The sequence below is a fragment of the Candidatus Nitrosocosmicus agrestis genome (genome assembly GCF_008389435.1).
Lineage (GTDB): Archaea > Thermoproteota > Nitrososphaeria > Nitrososphaerales > Nitrososphaeraceae > Nitrosocosmicus > Nitrosocosmicus agrestis.
This window is the reverse complement of sequence record NZ_VUYS01000011.1, coordinates 32,207-48,763: the sequence shown is the minus strand read 5'-3', so window position 1 is coordinate 48,763 and position 16,557 is coordinate 32,207. Positions and strand designations below refer to the sequence as shown.

12 protein-coding genes and 1 tRNA gene are annotated in these 16,557 nt (G+C 33.2%); 6 read left to right on the top strand and 7 right to left on the bottom strand.

Annotation, left to right across the window (positions count from 1 at the left end; translation table 11 throughout):
• Nucleotides 1-373: 373 nt before the first annotated feature.
• Both F1Z66_RS08430 and F1Z66_RS08425 read right to left on the bottom strand, forming a co-directional pair.
• On the bottom strand, nt 374-3,160 hold the full coding sequence (locus tag F1Z66_RS08430) for a multicopper oxidase domain-containing protein (protein WP_159357674.1): 2,787 nt from the start codon (nt 3,158-3,160) through the stop codon (nt 374-376).
• A gap of 12 nt (nt 3,161-3,172) precedes the next feature.
• Complete coding sequence (locus F1Z66_RS08425) at nt 3,173-4,237, bottom strand: multicopper oxidase domain-containing protein (RefSeq protein WP_149863175.1); 1,065 nt, start codon at nt 4,235-4,237, stop codon at nt 3,173-3,175.
• A gap of 837 nt (nt 4,238-5,074) precedes the next feature.
• Between F1Z66_RS08425 and F1Z66_RS08420 the strand changes: the two genes are divergently transcribed.
• Together F1Z66_RS08420 and F1Z66_RS08415 are read left to right on the top strand one after the other, a co-directional pair.
• The gene (locus F1Z66_RS08420; RefSeq protein ID WP_149863223.1) at nt 5,075-5,617 is read left to right on the top strand and encodes a 4Fe-4S dicluster domain-containing protein; all 543 of its coding nucleotides are present in this window, start codon (nt 5,075-5,077) and stop codon (nt 5,615-5,617) included.
• 21 nt (nt 5,618-5,638) lie between these two features.
• Nucleotides 5,639-5,971 carry an antibiotic biosynthesis monooxygenase family protein gene (locus F1Z66_RS08415; RefSeq protein ID WP_149863174.1) on the top strand — a complete coding sequence of 111 codons (333 nt, stop codon included), beginning with the start codon at nt 5,639-5,641 and terminating at the stop codon, nt 5,969-5,971.
• Nucleotides 5,972-6,183: 212 nt separating this feature from the next.
• Here F1Z66_RS08415 and F1Z66_RS08410 read toward each other — a convergent pair whose 3' ends face one another.
• Nucleotides 6,184-6,789 carry a hemerythrin domain-containing protein gene (locus F1Z66_RS08410; protein WP_159357675.1) on the bottom strand — a complete coding sequence of 202 codons (606 nt, stop codon included), beginning with the start codon at nt 6,787-6,789 and terminating at the stop codon, nt 6,184-6,186.
• Nucleotides 6,790-7,413: 624 nt separating this feature from the next.
• Between F1Z66_RS08410 and F1Z66_RS08405 the strand changes: the two genes are divergently transcribed.
• The 3 genes from F1Z66_RS08405 to F1Z66_RS08395 all read left to right on the top strand — a co-directional run bounded on the left by F1Z66_RS08405 (nt 7,414) and on the right by F1Z66_RS08395 (nt 10,692).
• A complete protein-coding gene (locus F1Z66_RS08405) occupies nt 7,414-8,607 on the top strand; it encodes a hypothetical protein (RefSeq protein WP_149863172.1) in 1,194 nt (397 codons plus the stop codon).
• A 130-nt stretch (nt 8,608-8,737) separates the two neighbouring features.
• The gene (locus tag F1Z66_RS08400) at nt 8,738-9,253 is read left to right on the top strand and encodes a hypothetical protein (RefSeq protein ID WP_149863171.1); all 516 of its coding nucleotides are present in this window, start codon (nt 8,738-8,740) and stop codon (nt 9,251-9,253) included.
• An 863-nt stretch (nt 9,254-10,116) separates the two neighbouring features.
• Complete coding sequence (locus F1Z66_RS08395; protein WP_149863170.1) at nt 10,117-10,692, top strand: hypothetical protein; 576 nt, start codon at nt 10,117-10,119, stop codon at nt 10,690-10,692.
• Between the two features lie 1,176 nt (nt 10,693-11,868).
• Here the strand turns inward: F1Z66_RS08395 and F1Z66_RS08385 are convergent.
• Nucleotides 11,869-12,075 carry a hypothetical protein gene (locus tag F1Z66_RS08385; protein ID WP_149863168.1) on the bottom strand — a complete coding sequence of 69 codons (207 nt, stop codon included), beginning with the start codon at nt 12,073-12,075 and terminating at the stop codon, nt 11,869-11,871.
• Nucleotides 12,076-12,588: 513 nt separating this feature from the next.
• Nucleotides 12,589-14,388: a patatin-like phospholipase family protein gene (locus F1Z66_RS08380; RefSeq protein WP_149863167.1), complete on the bottom strand. Its 1,800-nt coding sequence runs from the start codon at nt 14,386-14,388 to the stop codon at nt 12,589-12,591.
• A gap of 316 nt (nt 14,389-14,704) precedes the next feature.
• On the opposite strand from F1Z66_RS08380, the gene F1Z66_RS08375 reads away from it, so the two are divergent.
• A complete protein-coding gene (locus F1Z66_RS08375) occupies nt 14,705-14,983 on the top strand; it encodes a hypothetical protein (protein ID WP_149863166.1) in 279 nt (92 codons plus the stop codon).
• Between the two features lie 53 nt (nt 14,984-15,036).
• On the opposite strand, the gene F1Z66_RS08370 is transcribed toward F1Z66_RS08375, so the two are convergent.
• Both F1Z66_RS08370 and F1Z66_RS08365 read right to left on the bottom strand, forming a co-directional pair.
• Nucleotides 15,037-15,110: transfer RNA gene (locus tag F1Z66_RS08370), tRNA-Ile, on the bottom strand.
• 72 nt (nt 15,111-15,182) lie between these two features.
• Nucleotides 15,183-15,833: an iron-containing redox enzyme family protein gene (locus F1Z66_RS08365; protein WP_149863165.1), complete on the bottom strand. Its 651-nt coding sequence runs from the start codon at nt 15,831-15,833 to the stop codon at nt 15,183-15,185.
• Nucleotides 15,834-16,557: the final 724 nt, after the last annotated feature.

The window sequence follows — 16,557 nt, the reverse complement described above, 5'->3', positions numbered from 1 at the left end:
CCTAAATTCCAGTGGAATAACTAGTACTTTCAGATAGGTTTCTGTATTTTAATCCCTGATTTAGTATTTTAAAAAAAACAACTATCCACTTTCTCGGATTTGTTTATACAGTTTCAAGGCGAAAATTGCTGTTACTTGAATCTTGAAAGTTTTTGAATTGTGAAATAATCCCATTCCCTAGATCAATTGTTTTGTAATTGAGAAATTAAGTCAAGAGTACGGATAAGAATTAAAATATTAAGTTTAGGTTGAATTTGGCATTGACGAATTTTTTATTCTGACCTCCAATAGCGCATCTTTAAATAGACTGATTAAATAAGGTAATTTAATTAATTAACAAAAAAAAGATTTATGTTTGAGTCTATGTTTCGGGTTACAAACCTGATGGGTTCTGTTGTGCATCAGTTAAGAGTCCTTTCCAATAGGAAGGCAGGTTTTGCACCCATCCATCATATACGTTTGGAATTGCTAGGACACCTTGACCTCCTGTTCCTTCGAGGCCAGATATTGTATCATCTGTTTTGGTACTTGCAGAAGCAACCAAAGAAACCTTTCCGGCGACTTTGGCGTCTATTGGATCTCCATCGTTATTGGGATCGCCATCCACAACTATAACTTCATTTGAAAATGTACTGGAAACATAGGCGTAGTATCCTCCGCCCTTCTTTGCTCCAAAGTTGACCCCATGACACCCGGGATCACATGGTAATTCCTTTACAACCTTATCAGTTTCCGTGTCCAATACAGTTATTGTGCCACCAGTATTTGCAGTTACCATGTATTGGCCATCAGGACTTACAGGTGTTTGTATAGGAAGAAATCCCATCGGCCCTGTTTTATTACCACTTATTGGATCATAGTTCTCAAGAAGGTTAATTTTCTTTAACAGAGTCGCATTTGCTGTATCTATTACACTTATGCTACTGTCAAAAAAGTCCGCGACATAAGACTTGCTACCATCTGGCAACATCCCAACTGCGACTGGAGAAACACCCGTCTTCACTTTTCCTATTATTTTGTCTTGTAGCATATCATAAATGGTAGTTGTGCCGGTAAGCGCATCGGGCGTCACCATATACCTATCATCTGCACTCATCCAGTGTCCATGTGGATGTGTCGATGGTGAGGCTGGAGACTGCAATAGTATGAATTTTTTCGGTTCAAAGTCTGGATTTGGAGATAATACTGTAACACCGTCTTCACCATTTAAAGCAACATATAGTTTATCTGTTTTGGTTCCTGTCATGACATGGGAGGGATCGTCGCCTACTTGAATATCTTTTATGAGTTCTCCTGACGTTCGGTTAAACACAGAAGTTCTGTTATCAAACCACATTGTCTGATAGATCAGGTCCTGGTTTCTATCGGTCCACATATTGTGAGGATTATTCATTTCTATTTGAGGAAGTGATACTTTTTTGCTGACTTTCCATGTAGTGCCGTTAATTGCCGTAGCAGTTCCTGGTTTGGTCTTTCCAGATGTTTTTTCAAACTGTGTATCAATCCAGATTTCACCTACGGCTGGTGTAACAGGATTTGACAATGGAGTTAGTGTCTGGTTTTGACCATATGTTTTTTCCAAAACATTTTTGACATTTACCACTGTGTCATTAACAATTCTTACATCCACATCTGGATAGGTTACATGCCATGGTTTTGTTTGGTTGGAGTAGTCTTGCCAGTTAGAAGTAGAGGTAACGATAAACAAAGTTCTTAACAATCTCAATGCTAACTCACTGTTTGTAGGTATGGTATCTCCATTAACCAAAGTTAGTTCTGCGCCAAGATCCAAACCTTTGGTCGCTGGATCATCAACAATGACTGCTGCTAGCATGAACGGATGAAGACTACATGCAAATACATAGAGACCAGGATCTTCCAACTTTACTATAGCTCCTCCTTTGTATGCCATCATCTGGCTAAATGGCATGTTATTGGCGTTTTTTGGATAAATAATACTTGAAACTGTATGAACCCCATTTGTGGCATCCATCATGAAGTTAACTGTTCCTGATTTGTTGATTATTGCAAGTGATTCGCTTCCAGTACCTGATATATCACCCTTTAGATTCCTAAACCACTTTCCTGGCTCATCACTAACAGAAAATGCGGCGAAGTTATGGTAAGGTGAAGCACCAGGAATGCTTGTCTGAACCACTGTTTTATTTGCACCCGAAGTAGAATTTGCAGGTAATACCTTGAATGTGGACATCATACCTGCCTCCATGTGAGCGAAAACATGGCAGTGAAACTGCCAGTCTCCTGGTCCTACACCGTCTCCTGAATCTATAACGAATACATGGCTAGTTCCTGGGTGTATCTCCTTCACATCTATAATATTATTTGTACCTTGATCCACCCATCTGTGAGCATGAAGATGAAATGTATGAGAATGACCGCTAGGATTTGACGAAGGACCAATGCCTACTATATGAAAGCGAACCTTTTGGTTCTCTTGTGCCACGAGTACTGGATTAGTCCAAAGGGGTGTCTGAGTGCCATTTTTAGCAATTTCCAGTCCCCAAAATGTCGAGCCTACCATAAATAACAGGATATCTTTGTCTATCTCGCTGAGCGGTATCGTAGTTATTTTTCCATCAACTAATGCTACAGTCATCTGATGATGCGGATTAACAATGACAACACCATACAAACCCCGGTCTCCTAATTTGTCATCTTGATATACAAATGTTCCAGGATGAGGTGCAATGAAATCCTCCTGCGTTATGTTACCATCTAAATGCTTAATACTGACATGTACCGTATCTCCCTCATTAATTACGATCGCAGGACCTGGAATTGTTGCAATATTACTATAGTTGCCAGTTACATCTAAGCTATTGTTAATCAGATGTCTTAACATTTTATAAGCTGGTTCGCCATCAGGTAACACTTGTTCTTCAATGGTTATATCATGTATAGAAGAACTTGTCAGAGATTTGTTAGCATCAGTATTATTTGTTGAAATATTTGAGGATAGTGTATCGAAAACCTTGCCATCATTATTTTTTGCTTGAGGGATAGGTATGAATGCTTTGGTGCTTTGAATTACCCCAGCCGGAATTAGAGCCGATGTTAAGATTAAAGATGCAATAATCATAGGAAGAATCCTTCTCATTCCGATTTGCCCCCATTTGATTGGTTTAGTATGCTTAACCAAAGTTCTCATCCCTTAAATTACATTAGCGTCTCTTTCTGGATTCATGCTACTTTTCCCATTATTATCGGCTACTACAAAATTTCCTTTCATTCCTGCAAGAAGGTTTATCTTGGAATTGTCAAAATAAGTAGCATTTGAGTCTGCTTTGATTGTAAACACATGATTTGCGAGTGGGCCAATCAAGTGAGAGTTGATTTGTGTATTTGTTCCAGGTTTAAGCCAATGAACGTTATTCATTTCAAAATTATGAAATTCATTTCCAATAGATTGAATATTGAACCTGACGATGCTATTATTTGCTGCCGTCAAAGTCGGATTAATACCCAATTGAGTATGTTTTCCATTTTTGGTATAATCAATTTCACTGCCCCAAAAGACATCATCATTTACAAACAATATAAAATCCTTGTCAATATCTTTGACATTTACCTTTGTCGGGATACCATCTATTAAAGCATCTACTTTCCCATTAGCAGGATTTATTATTATGCTAGAAAACAGTCCCACAGTCTCCAGCCCATCCATGCTTTTTCCGAAGACGTTTCTTCCTAAAGTGTGATCATGAAATGGCCACGACCCAGCAGTTCCGTTGCCTGCATCCCATTCAAAAGTATAAGGTTGAGAAGGTGATGCAGCTTGATCCGAAACCTTGTTCAAATCCTTCAGGGTCCCGTCACTAGCTATGCGATAATGAGCGCCATGTGTATGAACACTTGGATAACCCCAACCCATCTCGTTTATTAAGGTTATCTCAATTTTGTCACCCTCGTTGGCCACAATGGTAGGTCCTGGTATCGGAATATGATTATCATAATTGGAAGTTATATCAGTTGTACTGTTATCGACAAGGTCTCGTAAAATGTATTTATTAATTTTGTAAGCAATTCTATCATCACTAAGTTCCTTAACACCCATTTGAATTTCATGGTTTTTTGGATGAGATCTTTGTTCCGTTTTTTGGTTTGATTGAGCAATTGCATTACCTATGCTCCCAAATGATACTGCATTTGCGATAACTAACCCTATAGTCATCGTGATTACGACTAGTTTCAAACTAAGTAACTTTCGTATGGTCAATAAGCTGATCAACCAATGTACATAACAGTGTTATTTAATAGATCAGTATTGAGTGCAAAACTAAGTCCTTGGATGCAACCAAAAGCAAGCGATGGTGTTTATAACGAATATCAGAATATTTCTTATTTTCCCAACGCAATTCTATTCGAGTTTTTTATCTCAAAAAAATTAAACTTCGTTTCTGTGCTCTTAATGTTGGCTATCTAAATGAGATCTTAAATAAGCTGTAGTGCAATTGAGTGCAGTCATTTCAATTGCAATATCTTTTAAGGAAACATTATTATATCTGAAAAATATATTATCCATACTGAATAACAAAATTGACTGAGCAAAAGCAATTTTGACTAAAAAAATACTCACCAAAAAAATGCAAGATAAATTGGCTATTCACAATATTCGGTTGAGTTTCATAGCCTTTGGTGGTCGATGGGTAAATCAGCTAAAGTATTTTTCATTCGTACATTATCGTCTATCCCATCGCACCTTCTCAAATAGTAGTTGTATATTCAACATTAGTATTTTATCAAACGTATATTGATATGCATCTTGTTTGGATTCAATTAAAGTGATCACATTCACCATCTATTAAAAAAACATTTGGTTATTTATAATTAGAAAGCTATTTTGACGTGTAAAGTCATTAAGAATCACTAGGTAAAATTGATACTGATTAATTGAAATTTAATTTCTGATTGAAATGAAAAAGATCTACTCCAATGATTAGTCATGTCCATATTTATCGTATTAAGATCTTTTTTTTATTGAATCGTAAACCTATTTGCATACGTTTGCAATGGATACATCATATTTAATTTGATTTACTTGACTAAAAATGACATGCCAATAGATTCTGATTTCCCAAAGAATCACAAAGTAGTAGGTAGACACGACCATGTTGATGATGAACATTTTCATTTTGTTTGGGGACCCGGAAGGTCGGATGCTGAATCTGCAACCAACGCTGAAGTACAAAATGCATATAAAAAAAGAAATGAGACCTATGTTCCTTTAGGCGTTCACGGTACTATGGTTGCAGTCGACTGGGACTCATGTGTAGCAGATGGAGCATGTATTGAAGCATGTCCTGTACAAGTATTTCAATGGTATCGAACAGCAAATGATATTCCTGCCATTGAGATGGTAAACGCAACAAGTGGCGACGAAGGCGAAAACCATGATAGAGAAGGACGAAAGGATTATTCAGATAAATCGGATCCAATTAGAGAACATGATTGTATCTGGTGTATGGCATGTGTTTCCGTATGTCCACCTCTGGCCATTAAAGTGGATCAATCTAATCTCGAATTTCATGAAAGAGAATCGAGAACCTACAATGAATCACTCTCTAAAGGTAGTGCACCACCTCCCCACAGTCACTGAATTTATGAAGGTACTGATTAAATGATAATAGTAATCGCAAAATTTCCTACAATAAACGCCGGACGTGATAAAGATTTTATTAAATGGTTTGAATGGTCAAATTACCTTTTAAAAAAAACTCCTGGTTTAATATCAAGAAGATTGTTACAGTGCAAAAATGGAGGATATGTTGCTGCGGTAGAGTTTGATTCGATGGATTCATTTACTATATTGCATCAAAGCGATACTCATAAAAAGATTCATGAAAGAACTGCTACTATATTTCATGGGAATCCTATACCCGAAATCTACCAATTGATTGATACAGGGAATGAAATAATTAGTACTTGCTCCGATGGCTCATCGAATTTATGAAAGCATTATGAAATCCAAAGGACAGCTTAAATGAAAGTTCATCAAATCATGAAAAGATTTTGGGATAGATGTGGTGCCACGATGTTTAACTCAGGTAGTAACTCACTTATTCCCAATTATATACATCAAGATTACAAAAACCATTATAACTCTCAAACAACAAAAAATCCGAGAATTGTCTTTCTTATATTTAAGCAACTAAATTTCATATTTTAATTAGTTGATTTCATCCAATCTTGCACTTCAAGATATTCTATTAGTTTTATCATCTCCTCAATACGTTCCTTTCCTCCCACCTGATTTTTGCACAGTTCATAGTGCTTTAACAGATGATTGTCTTCTTCATTTGTTATAACCGCTTTAGACATGATCAAATCAAAGAATTTGTCTTCTTTTCCTGTATGATCGTCGATGAAAATCGCATATGACTTCAAAAATCTTGCTATTGGTTCCATTTGATTTAATTCTTTAATACCAGTATCGTATTTTTTGAGAAGCCCAGATTTTTCTTTTTCCCTCCATACTCTAATTTCTCTCCTCAACATATTTGCTATCCTTCTTCCCAATTCATGTTCAATCAGGAACTTGCGTACATCTTCGGCAAAATTATTTTTGCCTTTTGTTTCAGGAAAATAAGCTTTTTCTTCTTTTCCATGATGAAAATTATCTACAAATTCTTCTATGATTACTGAAATGATTTCAATATGTTCGATAGGAACATAGATATTATTGTATAGCTTATAAGAGCAGGTTTGTGCTATATCCCTAACTCTTCGTATGACAATATGATCATCTTTTAGATTTCTTGTTGAACTCAAAATAGATTTAATATGCAATTACTATCTCTTTAACCCTTTGCAAATTCCTGCATTTCATAATAGACGATTATTTAGTCATATATGATATTAATATTGGAAGTGACGATTTTTTAATAGAGATATTGAGACTACATCTAATTTTATTTTTCAATTTGTATCACCCTTCTTAGCATTGAAGGCATGATTGAATATATATACAACAATAAACAATTATTTCTCAGAATATTTATTTTAAAAAGAATTAACACAATCTTTACTCACTTCTTGTATCCAGCTGAAGTAGAAACCTGAATTTATCAAAAAATCATCTCCGAGGGAACAAAAAAGGATTGTCTTAAATTATCAAAATAAAATATAATAATGGACTAATTCAACTATAAAATATATCAATCCAAGGTACTTATCGAAAGCGGTTTTTTGGACTTCAATGATTTTTTGCAAGTGTAAAACATTAAGAAGGATATTAATTTAAAATTTTCAAGTGATAAACCTATTGCTTATTGGTAGAAGAAAATAAATTTTTGACTAAATTTTTGACTTTTTGACTAGGATTACGACTATTTTGACTTGATTTTTGAACAAGATATAAACAATTACCCATATACCATTGTGCTACTATTATAAATGACCAAGATTACAAAAGAAGTAAAAGAAATAATCATTACAAAGTACCTAGATTCCAAGACCCTGGATAAGATTAGTGAGGAAACAGGGTTTTCGAAGGGTTCGATTTTTAATACCATCAAAGCATGGAAAAAAGAGATTGGAGAAGATAAAGTTGACGAGGTGAGGAGATTTAAGATGCGTTTGAATCAATCCAATATCTCAATAAATGATTGTTTAATAGGATTTCGAATAGCAAAAATGTTAAAGAAATTTGATATAAATGACGAATTCGAACGTGATTTTTTTGATGAATACGAAGAAAATCAACTACTTTCTAATCCGCTTTATGACAACAATAACTCGTCAGATTTAACTGAAAAGATTGAAGCAAACAACTTTTCAGTCCAAAAGTTCAACAATAATCATAACAATAACGAAATATACGATTTTATAAGCAAGGTATATCAAGGCTGTAAAAATTATGGCATCTCTCCCGATGAACTAGTTAATTGGGCCAAAAACTTGATTGAATTTGCACCACATCTTGAAGACAACCAGAACTGGGCTAATAAAGTTAACACAGATTCAGATGAATCACAAATTCCATATATCAAATCATACACCATTCCAAAGGTTTCAGAGTTATCAACATATATAGAAAGGGAGAAAAGACGCCATACCATAATTAAAAGACAAATAAAATTATTAAACGATTACAAAGTAGATTTAAAGAATCAAATTAATAAAAAGGTCAAGCAGTTAAACGATATTGGAAAGAAAGAAAATTTCACATTACAATATTTAAGATGGTATTCGAGCCAACATGAAGTTTTAATGAACAACTATAATATAGACATCAAACAAGTATATGGACCATTTGCCAAGGCAATTGATGATTTTAAGAAATACAATTTTGATGCAGTTAAGATATTAAACCTATACGAAAGTATCGAATGCCTTAAAGAAGAGTTTGATTCATTAAAGAAAATTATTGATTCCCAATTGGATACGAGAAATGATTTATACCAACAAACTATTTCGTTAAAAGCTCAAGTTTACAAGCTTGAGAAAAAAATCAAAAAAGTTGAAGAGATGGAAGACCTGGGTTTTGGAGCAAAGGAGCTTGAACAGTTATCAAGTCTTGTAGTATACATTGCATCTGACAATAATATTGACAAAAATGAAGCCATACAAAAATTTCTAAGATGTTAAAAACCAGTATGACAGTAAACTTGGCTTTGAGAGTACGATAAATAGCCTCAATGAAGAGAAAAGAAAAACAGAAGAGGAGATTCCAGGCTATAGAACTTTTATAAATATAAAGGTTGCTGCAGTACAAAGTATGGAATATTTGCAAAAGAATGGTGTAACTGTATTTGATATCATTGGAATTGACCTATTAATGAAGGGATTCTTAAGTGGTCAGTTTGCATTTCATCCAGACAAATCCTTTATGAACTATTATTCACAAGGTAATAAATTAGAAACCAGTAGTAAGAGTACCCAAAGATGGCAACTTTTCATCGACAATCTAAAGCATCTAAAAAACTTGTCTGTGGAGGTGACGGCAAAAACAGCAGAATTAAATGGGATTAAGACCCAAATTAACAAAAAAATCATCAAAAAAGAAAATATTGACAATCAATTAGCACGATCAACTTTGGATATTTACAGATTAACCATTCAAGGTATTTATTTCATGGAAACTTTAAATCAATTTAGTACTAAAATATATACCAGCATTTTATCCACAAAAATACTTCCTATGGCATTTTTCAACTTCTCTTACCCAACAGATACAAAGCTACATGAACCGTCAAACAATGATGATTCAAAAGAACATCCAGAGAAGAATTAATCAAATCATATTAAATTATAACCATTTTCTTGATTGTGGTTAGATGCTGTGAGAAATTAAAACATAAGCCTTCTGACATTGCCGTTATGCCTTGACGATTCTTTGTAATTACATTAATTGGAGTCCAATATCGTTAAAAAAATTTTTCATAAATTGTAATTTGTTTAGTTTTATTATCCTCATTCATCTTTGATTGATTTACATGCCTTTTAGATGGCGTGCCTAAATAATAAATATTCTAACTTGGTTGAGAGTTTCACTAGAAACCTCATTTAAGGTTGTTATCACAAGTAGTTACATAGAATTAGACATAACAAAGTTGAGATTTGTATTGGTTTATTTGAGTGATCCCTTTTTGAAGGTTCCAGGTTAATTTTAGATTGGCTTTTAAAATATCTCTTTGGTTCTGATATAAAAAAAAATTGAGTTTGCCTTCCAATTAATTTTTTCTTTTTGTTCTGTTGTATTAAATAACAAAGATACCTTTTCATTAACTGTCTGGCGAGGTAGTTTAAGAAAATCAAAGAAACCATACAATTCTTCTTGACACTTTCTTTTAGATTTAGAATCTACAGAAGCATCATGAATTTCTGAAATGGAGCCAGATTGCCATTATCTAAGTAAAGAATTGGTTGCCAGGATGAGAACAAAGATGGTATTTATCTTTGAAATATGTTATCACTGAGCTAATATAAACAAAGGATATTTCGTCTATACCCATGGGAATATAAGTTGACCAAGTGGAAAGGTTCAACTCGTTATTACAAAGCACCATGCAATGTAATTGTTCGATTTTATAAAATTGTTATATTAGTCAAGTATCTTACATTCATTAAATCTTGAAACAATTCCGGTGGACAAGAATGTATAATCGGTGTGGAATGAGTATTTCTAAATTAATTGATATTATTTTGAGAAAAAAGAATACTGACGATGAGAATATAAAAACAAATCGATTTGTCTATATAGGCGATTCAATCTTTGAAGGTGAAATAAAAAATAAACAGGAAAAATATGACAAAAATAATGATGTCGTTATTTTTAAATCACGATTTTTTGGCAATACACAATACAGTTATTTTGCCGCAGAAATTATCCCACCTAAACATTCATTTTTTCCACCCAATACAATTCATTTAGATGATGCAAGTGGCAATGTAACATCTTTTTGTGATATGACCATCAATGGGAACATACAGAATGCTTGGAATATTCATAATATTCCATTTGATTTAGGAAAGATTCATGGTCGCAATGTAAAAACCAATTGGTTTGAATGGTCATGGAAAATCCCAGAATCTGCTCCAAAAGGCGAGTATAGAGTAATAGTAGGCATATGGAGTGATTCACAGGAAGAAAATGTTGACAAAAATATACCTATTCACTTTTATGAAAAGTCATTTTTTGTTAATGATCTTAATGATCATAGTTACCAATAAGTAAATCAATTGCAATGTCTAAAAAATATTACTATCCCATAACCGAAGTACAAGGAGGTTTGAGTACCGTAGGTAAAAGAGCTCAATTGACTTTTTTTTATAACTAAAAGGTCAATTAATGTTGGTAAATATGATAGTTCCTTAAGATAGTAATGGACTTGTGGAACTTAAAATAGATATAGTACTAATAAATCGATTTATGATTTGCTAACTGAATAGAAGAATCATGTATTCTCATACTATAAGAACTTGATTGAAGAATCATGATGATTACTATGCAAGCATAAAACAAGTCTGAGGCGACATTGTCATACAACTTTTAATATTGAATTTCAACTAGATTTAATGGCATATAGCATTGTATTGTACAAGCCTGGTTACTAAATTATAGTGATAAGAGACAACTTGTGGAAGACATTGTTAATTGTTATTTATTTGAAGTATGACCAAAAAAGATTTGAAAGAGAGGTAGTGGAATAATTTGCCGTTTAGTACAAGTTTTAGTTATTAGCAAAATCTGAAGGAGAACTTCTAACTCTCAAGCCATTCCCCGTTTTACTCATTTACCTATTATGATAGAATGACATCAAAGATTCAAAAAAAAATTACCATTTTCTTGTTAAACTGTTGTTGTCACCCACTGAAAAATATTGGAAAGAGTTAATAGAGTAGAGGTACAAAATTGAAAGATTGTTTTTTTAGTTACATACTAATAGCGGCCATTTAATAATAGTTCCTTTTAGGAATTATTACAGGTATTAATTGGTGGTTTAATTTGATATTTTAGATGCAACCTCTATCGCAGTAAATATTTTTCCGGAATGTCCAGTATTCGTTTTATATATCAATAATAAAATGGTACTGTCTAGAGTAAAGAATTTGTTGTTGTTCCTTTTTTATCCATGTCTTCACGATACATGTTTTTGAATTTTTTATTTCGAGGTTTGGTTCTCAGTTTAGAACCGCAGCATGGACATTTAAAACCCGCCTTCCATTCAAGGAATATTTGACAAATTTGACAGCGTTTATGATTTAATAAATAATGAGAATTACTCTTCCTAGATTTAGACGCTTTGTGCCTGATACATATTCCTTTGCACACCATGATCAGTCAATATCTAAAAGTGTGAATCAAGGTATTTAAAATGCATCATAACAATTGATGGCTCTATTCATTTAACGGATTAACTCGTTGTTGTGATAATCAACAAATAAATTCAACCAATTACCTACATGTTTTAGTATATAGTTCTTTAGTCTACAAGGAAAGTAATCATCAAAACTTTCCGTTCTGTCTTTAATGTACTGCATTTTCATTTCTATAAGGCTCTTCTCTACTGAAGAATGAATATGATGTTCTAACCCAAGGAATCTGCAAACCATCAGATGCCATGTTCCGCCATCTGTGGATACAAGATGCTTCTAGTGGATTTTTACTAAACCTGAAGGATATCTTTCGAATACAAATATGTTTCTCTCTTTAGATAAAGATAGCTAGAGTCTTTGCTTAGCTTCAGGTTCAATAGCCACCCAGAGCCATACATATTCTGAACCAACCCTAAGCAAAGTCTCGTCGACGATAAATTCCAAAATCCTTTTTCTTTTCTACGAGATTATTCTAACATGATACTTTTGAATCCAATTTCAGATGGAAACGTGATTTCGTTTAAACAATTGAGATAATCTTTCAGTGGCTTTTCTAAGATTCTAAGAGAAAGACCTGAAAAGTATAGATGTAGTCCATAGCAAACATACTTTGAAGGTGTTTTATTTCTGGTAATCATAAAGGAGATAAAGCATCTTCAAGCTATAAGATTTCGTTAAATGAACAGAGGCTGAAATTGGCACTATTATATTTAAATCCAATAGAAAATGTATGATAAAAATCAGAGTTGATCAAATGATGCTTGTCTTTTTGTACAAATTATGAAACAATCTGTTAGTGTCTTTAACGCCTTCTTTGTATAAATTTTCCAGAGTTGTAGGTGTAAAATCGCTTGCTTTACCATAAATAGTATTTATGTCGTCCTGTCTATCTATACGATAAACCTTAACCAAAAATTTATCTTCCACAAGGCTTAAAAAATTCCTTTGCTTTTTAACATCACGTGAGGTTGACTCTCCAGTGATCCCCATTATATCATTTAGTTGTTCCTCACTTATTTTTCCTGTCTCCTTTGCTAATCTTATTAACCGTCTAGTCAAATCAATATAATCAGTTACAAGATGAGCCACTTTTTCATCATATTTAGAACGATCGTGAAAACGTATGTCATTCATTCTGTCTTCAATTTTGTCTCTATCTTTTGGAATTGAATCATCCTTTGTTTCCAATGCAGGATAAAGGTTGACAATAAAAACTTCTAGGTCAGGAATTTTTGGTTTAACAGAAGATGGCCCTAAACTTGTATTTTGATTTATTTCACTTTGGCATTCTCCCATTTTATCGTAATCAATGTCATTTGCGTTAAAATAACTGGTCCAAAAATCTTTATGTTTTTGAAGTAGTTCTCTTAAAGGAGTATTACTTAAAAATGCTCCGTCCCAAAATGTCCGAAGTTCCTTAGATACCAAATCATAGAGACTTGTGTGATAGTTTGAGTATGGAAACAGACAACTAGCCATTAGAATGTCATTGTCTATACCATTGTAGGAAATGACATGCTTTCTTACACCATTATCTACTACTTCATCTCCATATATAGAAGTCCAGATGTGCTCCTTGTCTGTATCATCATTGTAATGGTTATTATTTTCAGTAGTAGGAATACTTTTATAAATTATTTTATTATTGATACTTTTATTAGTATCAGAAATCTCTTTGACATGGTCAATAATATGCATTGCCAATAAGTTATTTTGTTTCAGGTCGAGTCCACATACATCACATACACTTTTGTAACTTCTATAACTATCAAAAGTAACAGCAGTAGAACAGTCTTTAACGTCTACTGAAATCAATAAAAGTCTCGGTTGATTTTTCTCAAAATCTGTTTTTATTGGATAGTTAATGCTTCTTTCCATTAGGTTTATGAGTGGTTTATAATCATAGGCTAGAAAATTATTAAGATGACTAAAATATCGTGTATCAAATTGCATAGAAGAATTACACAGGTTCGGTGAAGTTCCTCCGAAAGGCGGAGATAAACAAGCAAGTTCATAAAATGACCAGTATCGCCGGGCTGCCTCCGTTGATGCAAGTCCATTATTAAAAAATCTGAGACCTTCCCACATTGTTGTAAACCAGGGATTAGATTCAGCATATGTATTTGCTTTAAAGTTGTTCCAAAATTCCTTGAGCTTTGAATCTGCCCCTTTCCATTTTCCATTATTCTTCAAGACATAATCTACCAGAAATACTGCATTGATTGCACCAATAGATACGCCTGCAATAATATCAAAAAGTTGTTCACTGTCTTGATTATTTTTTACAATGGTATTAATTTTGTAAGGTTCATCATTAGGTTTTGCGTTTGATCCTTTAACATTTCTTGCTTCTATTTTCTCTTCAGTTTCGTTCTCTGAATTTATTCTATTAAACAGGTATTCACATATCGACTGTAAAACACCTATTTCATAATATCCTAAAGCACCTCCCCCTTGTAAAACTAATGCTCTTTGTTTGGTTGGTATGCCAACAGTCTCACCTTTTTTATTTTTCGTGAATATCACTGATTTCTCGTTTTTTATGATCATTGGCTATAGTCTGCATAACCCATGAGTATTATAAAAATCTATTTAAGTATATTGCCAAGTTACATATTTACTTTTTTTAGATAGAGTTTAGAACAGAACTATTATAGAATATATATTAAAAAACTGTGTACAACATGTCAAATTCATTATAAATGATTTTGATTCTAGAAGCAATGCTATACTAATGGGTAAAGTAATATCGATATTACGAGTACACACGATTATCTTCTAATAGTACACCATTCGATTAAATTGTAAAATTTTTAGTTATATGTGATACATACCATAAATATATAATAAATAAGGTTTACATTCAATGTATAAAATTAATACTTTGAAAAAATCAATAAAACCATTAATTATCTCCTCAGTAATTGCAATAATGTTGATGGCCGCTATGGATTCAAACCTACCACAAATTGTGAGTGCAGATAAAGATTGTTCTGTTGGAAAGACCCTCAACGAAGCCTTTCCTAGCCCCAAACGAGGTAATCAGGTTGGTAAAGACGCAGTCTTAGGAACCCAGATCAGCCCTGGCCCCGGAGTTTCCTATTTCTCATTAAAAACCAATGAAGAGTGTCGTTCCAATAGGTAAACAGGTACAATTAACGGGTCTTTTTACAAAAAACCTGTTACTATAAATTATAATGGGCCCAAGGGGGTTTGAACCCCTGGCCTACCGGTTATGAGCCGGTCGCTCTACCAGGCTAAGCTATGGGCCCATTCATTTAAGTCTAGGATAGAAATGAATGTATAAAGGTTTTGTTTGAAAGGTTTTGTTTGAATTCGTAAGATTATTTTTCGACATACTTTTGTTGGACTGCATCTAACAACGAATTTTGAGCACTCATCGATTCTCTTACTGCATCTAATATCCTTTCGTGTTTATCAGAACTGCATTCATTTAGTATATTCTCCCAAATCTTAGCGTGCATCACATCTACTTCTTCATGGATTTTGAAATATTTATGAGCATTTTCCTCAGTTAAACCGTAGAAATCCACTAATCCTTCTCTTTTCGTCTGACTGATCTTGGGCAGTTGCTTCTCGAATGCATACATCGCAGCTATACCTTCCTCAAATGATGAATTTGAAATATCATTCAATCTTTGGACTGCATTATTAGTCAAAGAATCTCCCTCGTATTTTTTTAGGTCACTATGTTTAATTTTCAAACTAGAGGCAAACTCTTCCCATGGAGCTATATGCTCTCTTTCTTCTATTAAGTTACCTTCGATAATTTTGTTGTATTTAGGATTAGGATTGTTATTTAATATGTTTTGTACAAAGTTTGGAACATTTTTAACCAATTGATAGTATTCTTTAGAATATCCGGACAAGTGGTCTAAAGTTAATTTGCCCTCTTGCCACATTTGATAAAATTTATGTTTCAAAAGACTGTGTTTGTCGATTTCGAAATTAATTTGATCAATTAATAGAGTCATATGTATTTCTTACTATTTTCCAATAATAAACATTTTGACTGAATTAATTGGTTCATAATTTTTTGTGTGATATTAGACACAATTTCTATATATGGATAATTGCCAAAACTGACTAATGAATTAATTCGTGTTATTTTATTCATACTATGAGACTAATTTTTTATTAAATCGGGTATTTGAATTTGTGGCTGGAATTGGTGTTATAAATGGAGATTTGTCCACAGACATTTGTGCAACTGTCATTATAATGATAGACGGTACTATAATAATTACTGCAATATGATTGAAAAAGTCATACAAAGAGAAATCATCCTGAAATGGTTAGATAGTTTGAGGATTTAACCATAATAAGGATCCATTTTAATGAGAGTATGTCGGCAATATACAGGTACGAATCAACCATAAATGGATGTGATGTGCTAAATGCTGCCAAGATCACATGTTAAATAGTATGTTAAGTAAACATTATTGCTTTTAAAGAATAAAACTATAATTTCGTAAGAAATTTAGCCTTATTCAATAAAAGCGCTTTTGAATTATTGACTATTCCAATAGTTAAATTATTTTTTGTTAAAATGGTCCTATTACAATCAGATTGTAAGACCATTGTTTCGGTGTCTATCGGACGAAACTTTAATATTCATATTATAAACCAAAACCATCCCAAATTTTATGTTTTGATGATTATCATGATAATGGTGTTACTTATTCCGCTGAGGTACCA

What these genes read in the sequence shown, in the direction of transcription:
- F1Z66_RS08415 (WP_149863174.1), top strand. Translation starts at nt 5,639, where the DNA reads ATGATAATAGTAATCGCAAAATTTCCTACAATAAACGCCGGACGTGAT.
- F1Z66_RS08365 (WP_149863165.1), bottom strand. Translation starts at nt 15,833, where the DNA reads ATGACTCTATTAATTGATCAAATTAATTTCGAAATCGACAAACACAGT.
- F1Z66_RS08385 (WP_149863168.1), bottom strand. Translation starts at nt 12,075, where the DNA reads ATGGTTTGCAGATTCCTTGGGTTAGAACATCATATTCATTCTTCAGTA.
- F1Z66_RS08420 (WP_149863223.1), top strand. Translation starts at nt 5,075, where the DNA reads ATGCCAATAGATTCTGATTTCCCAAAGAATCACAAAGTAGTAGGTAGA.
- F1Z66_RS08400 (WP_149863171.1), top strand. Translation starts at nt 8,738, where the DNA reads ATGGAATATTTGCAAAAGAATGGTGTAACTGTATTTGATATCATTGGA.
- F1Z66_RS08395 (WP_149863170.1), top strand. Translation starts at nt 10,117, where the DNA reads ATGTATAATCGGTGTGGAATGAGTATTTCTAAATTAATTGATATTATT.
- F1Z66_RS08405 (WP_149863172.1), top strand. Translation starts at nt 7,414, where the DNA reads ATGACCAAGATTACAAAAGAAGTAAAAGAAATAATCATTACAAAGTAC.
- F1Z66_RS08375 (WP_149863166.1), top strand. Translation starts at nt 14,705, where the DNA reads ATGTATAAAATTAATACTTTGAAAAAATCAATAAAACCATTAATTATC.
- F1Z66_RS08380 (WP_149863167.1), bottom strand. Translation starts at nt 14,388, where the DNA reads ATGATCATAAAAAACGAGAAATCAGTGATATTCACGAAAAATAAAAAA.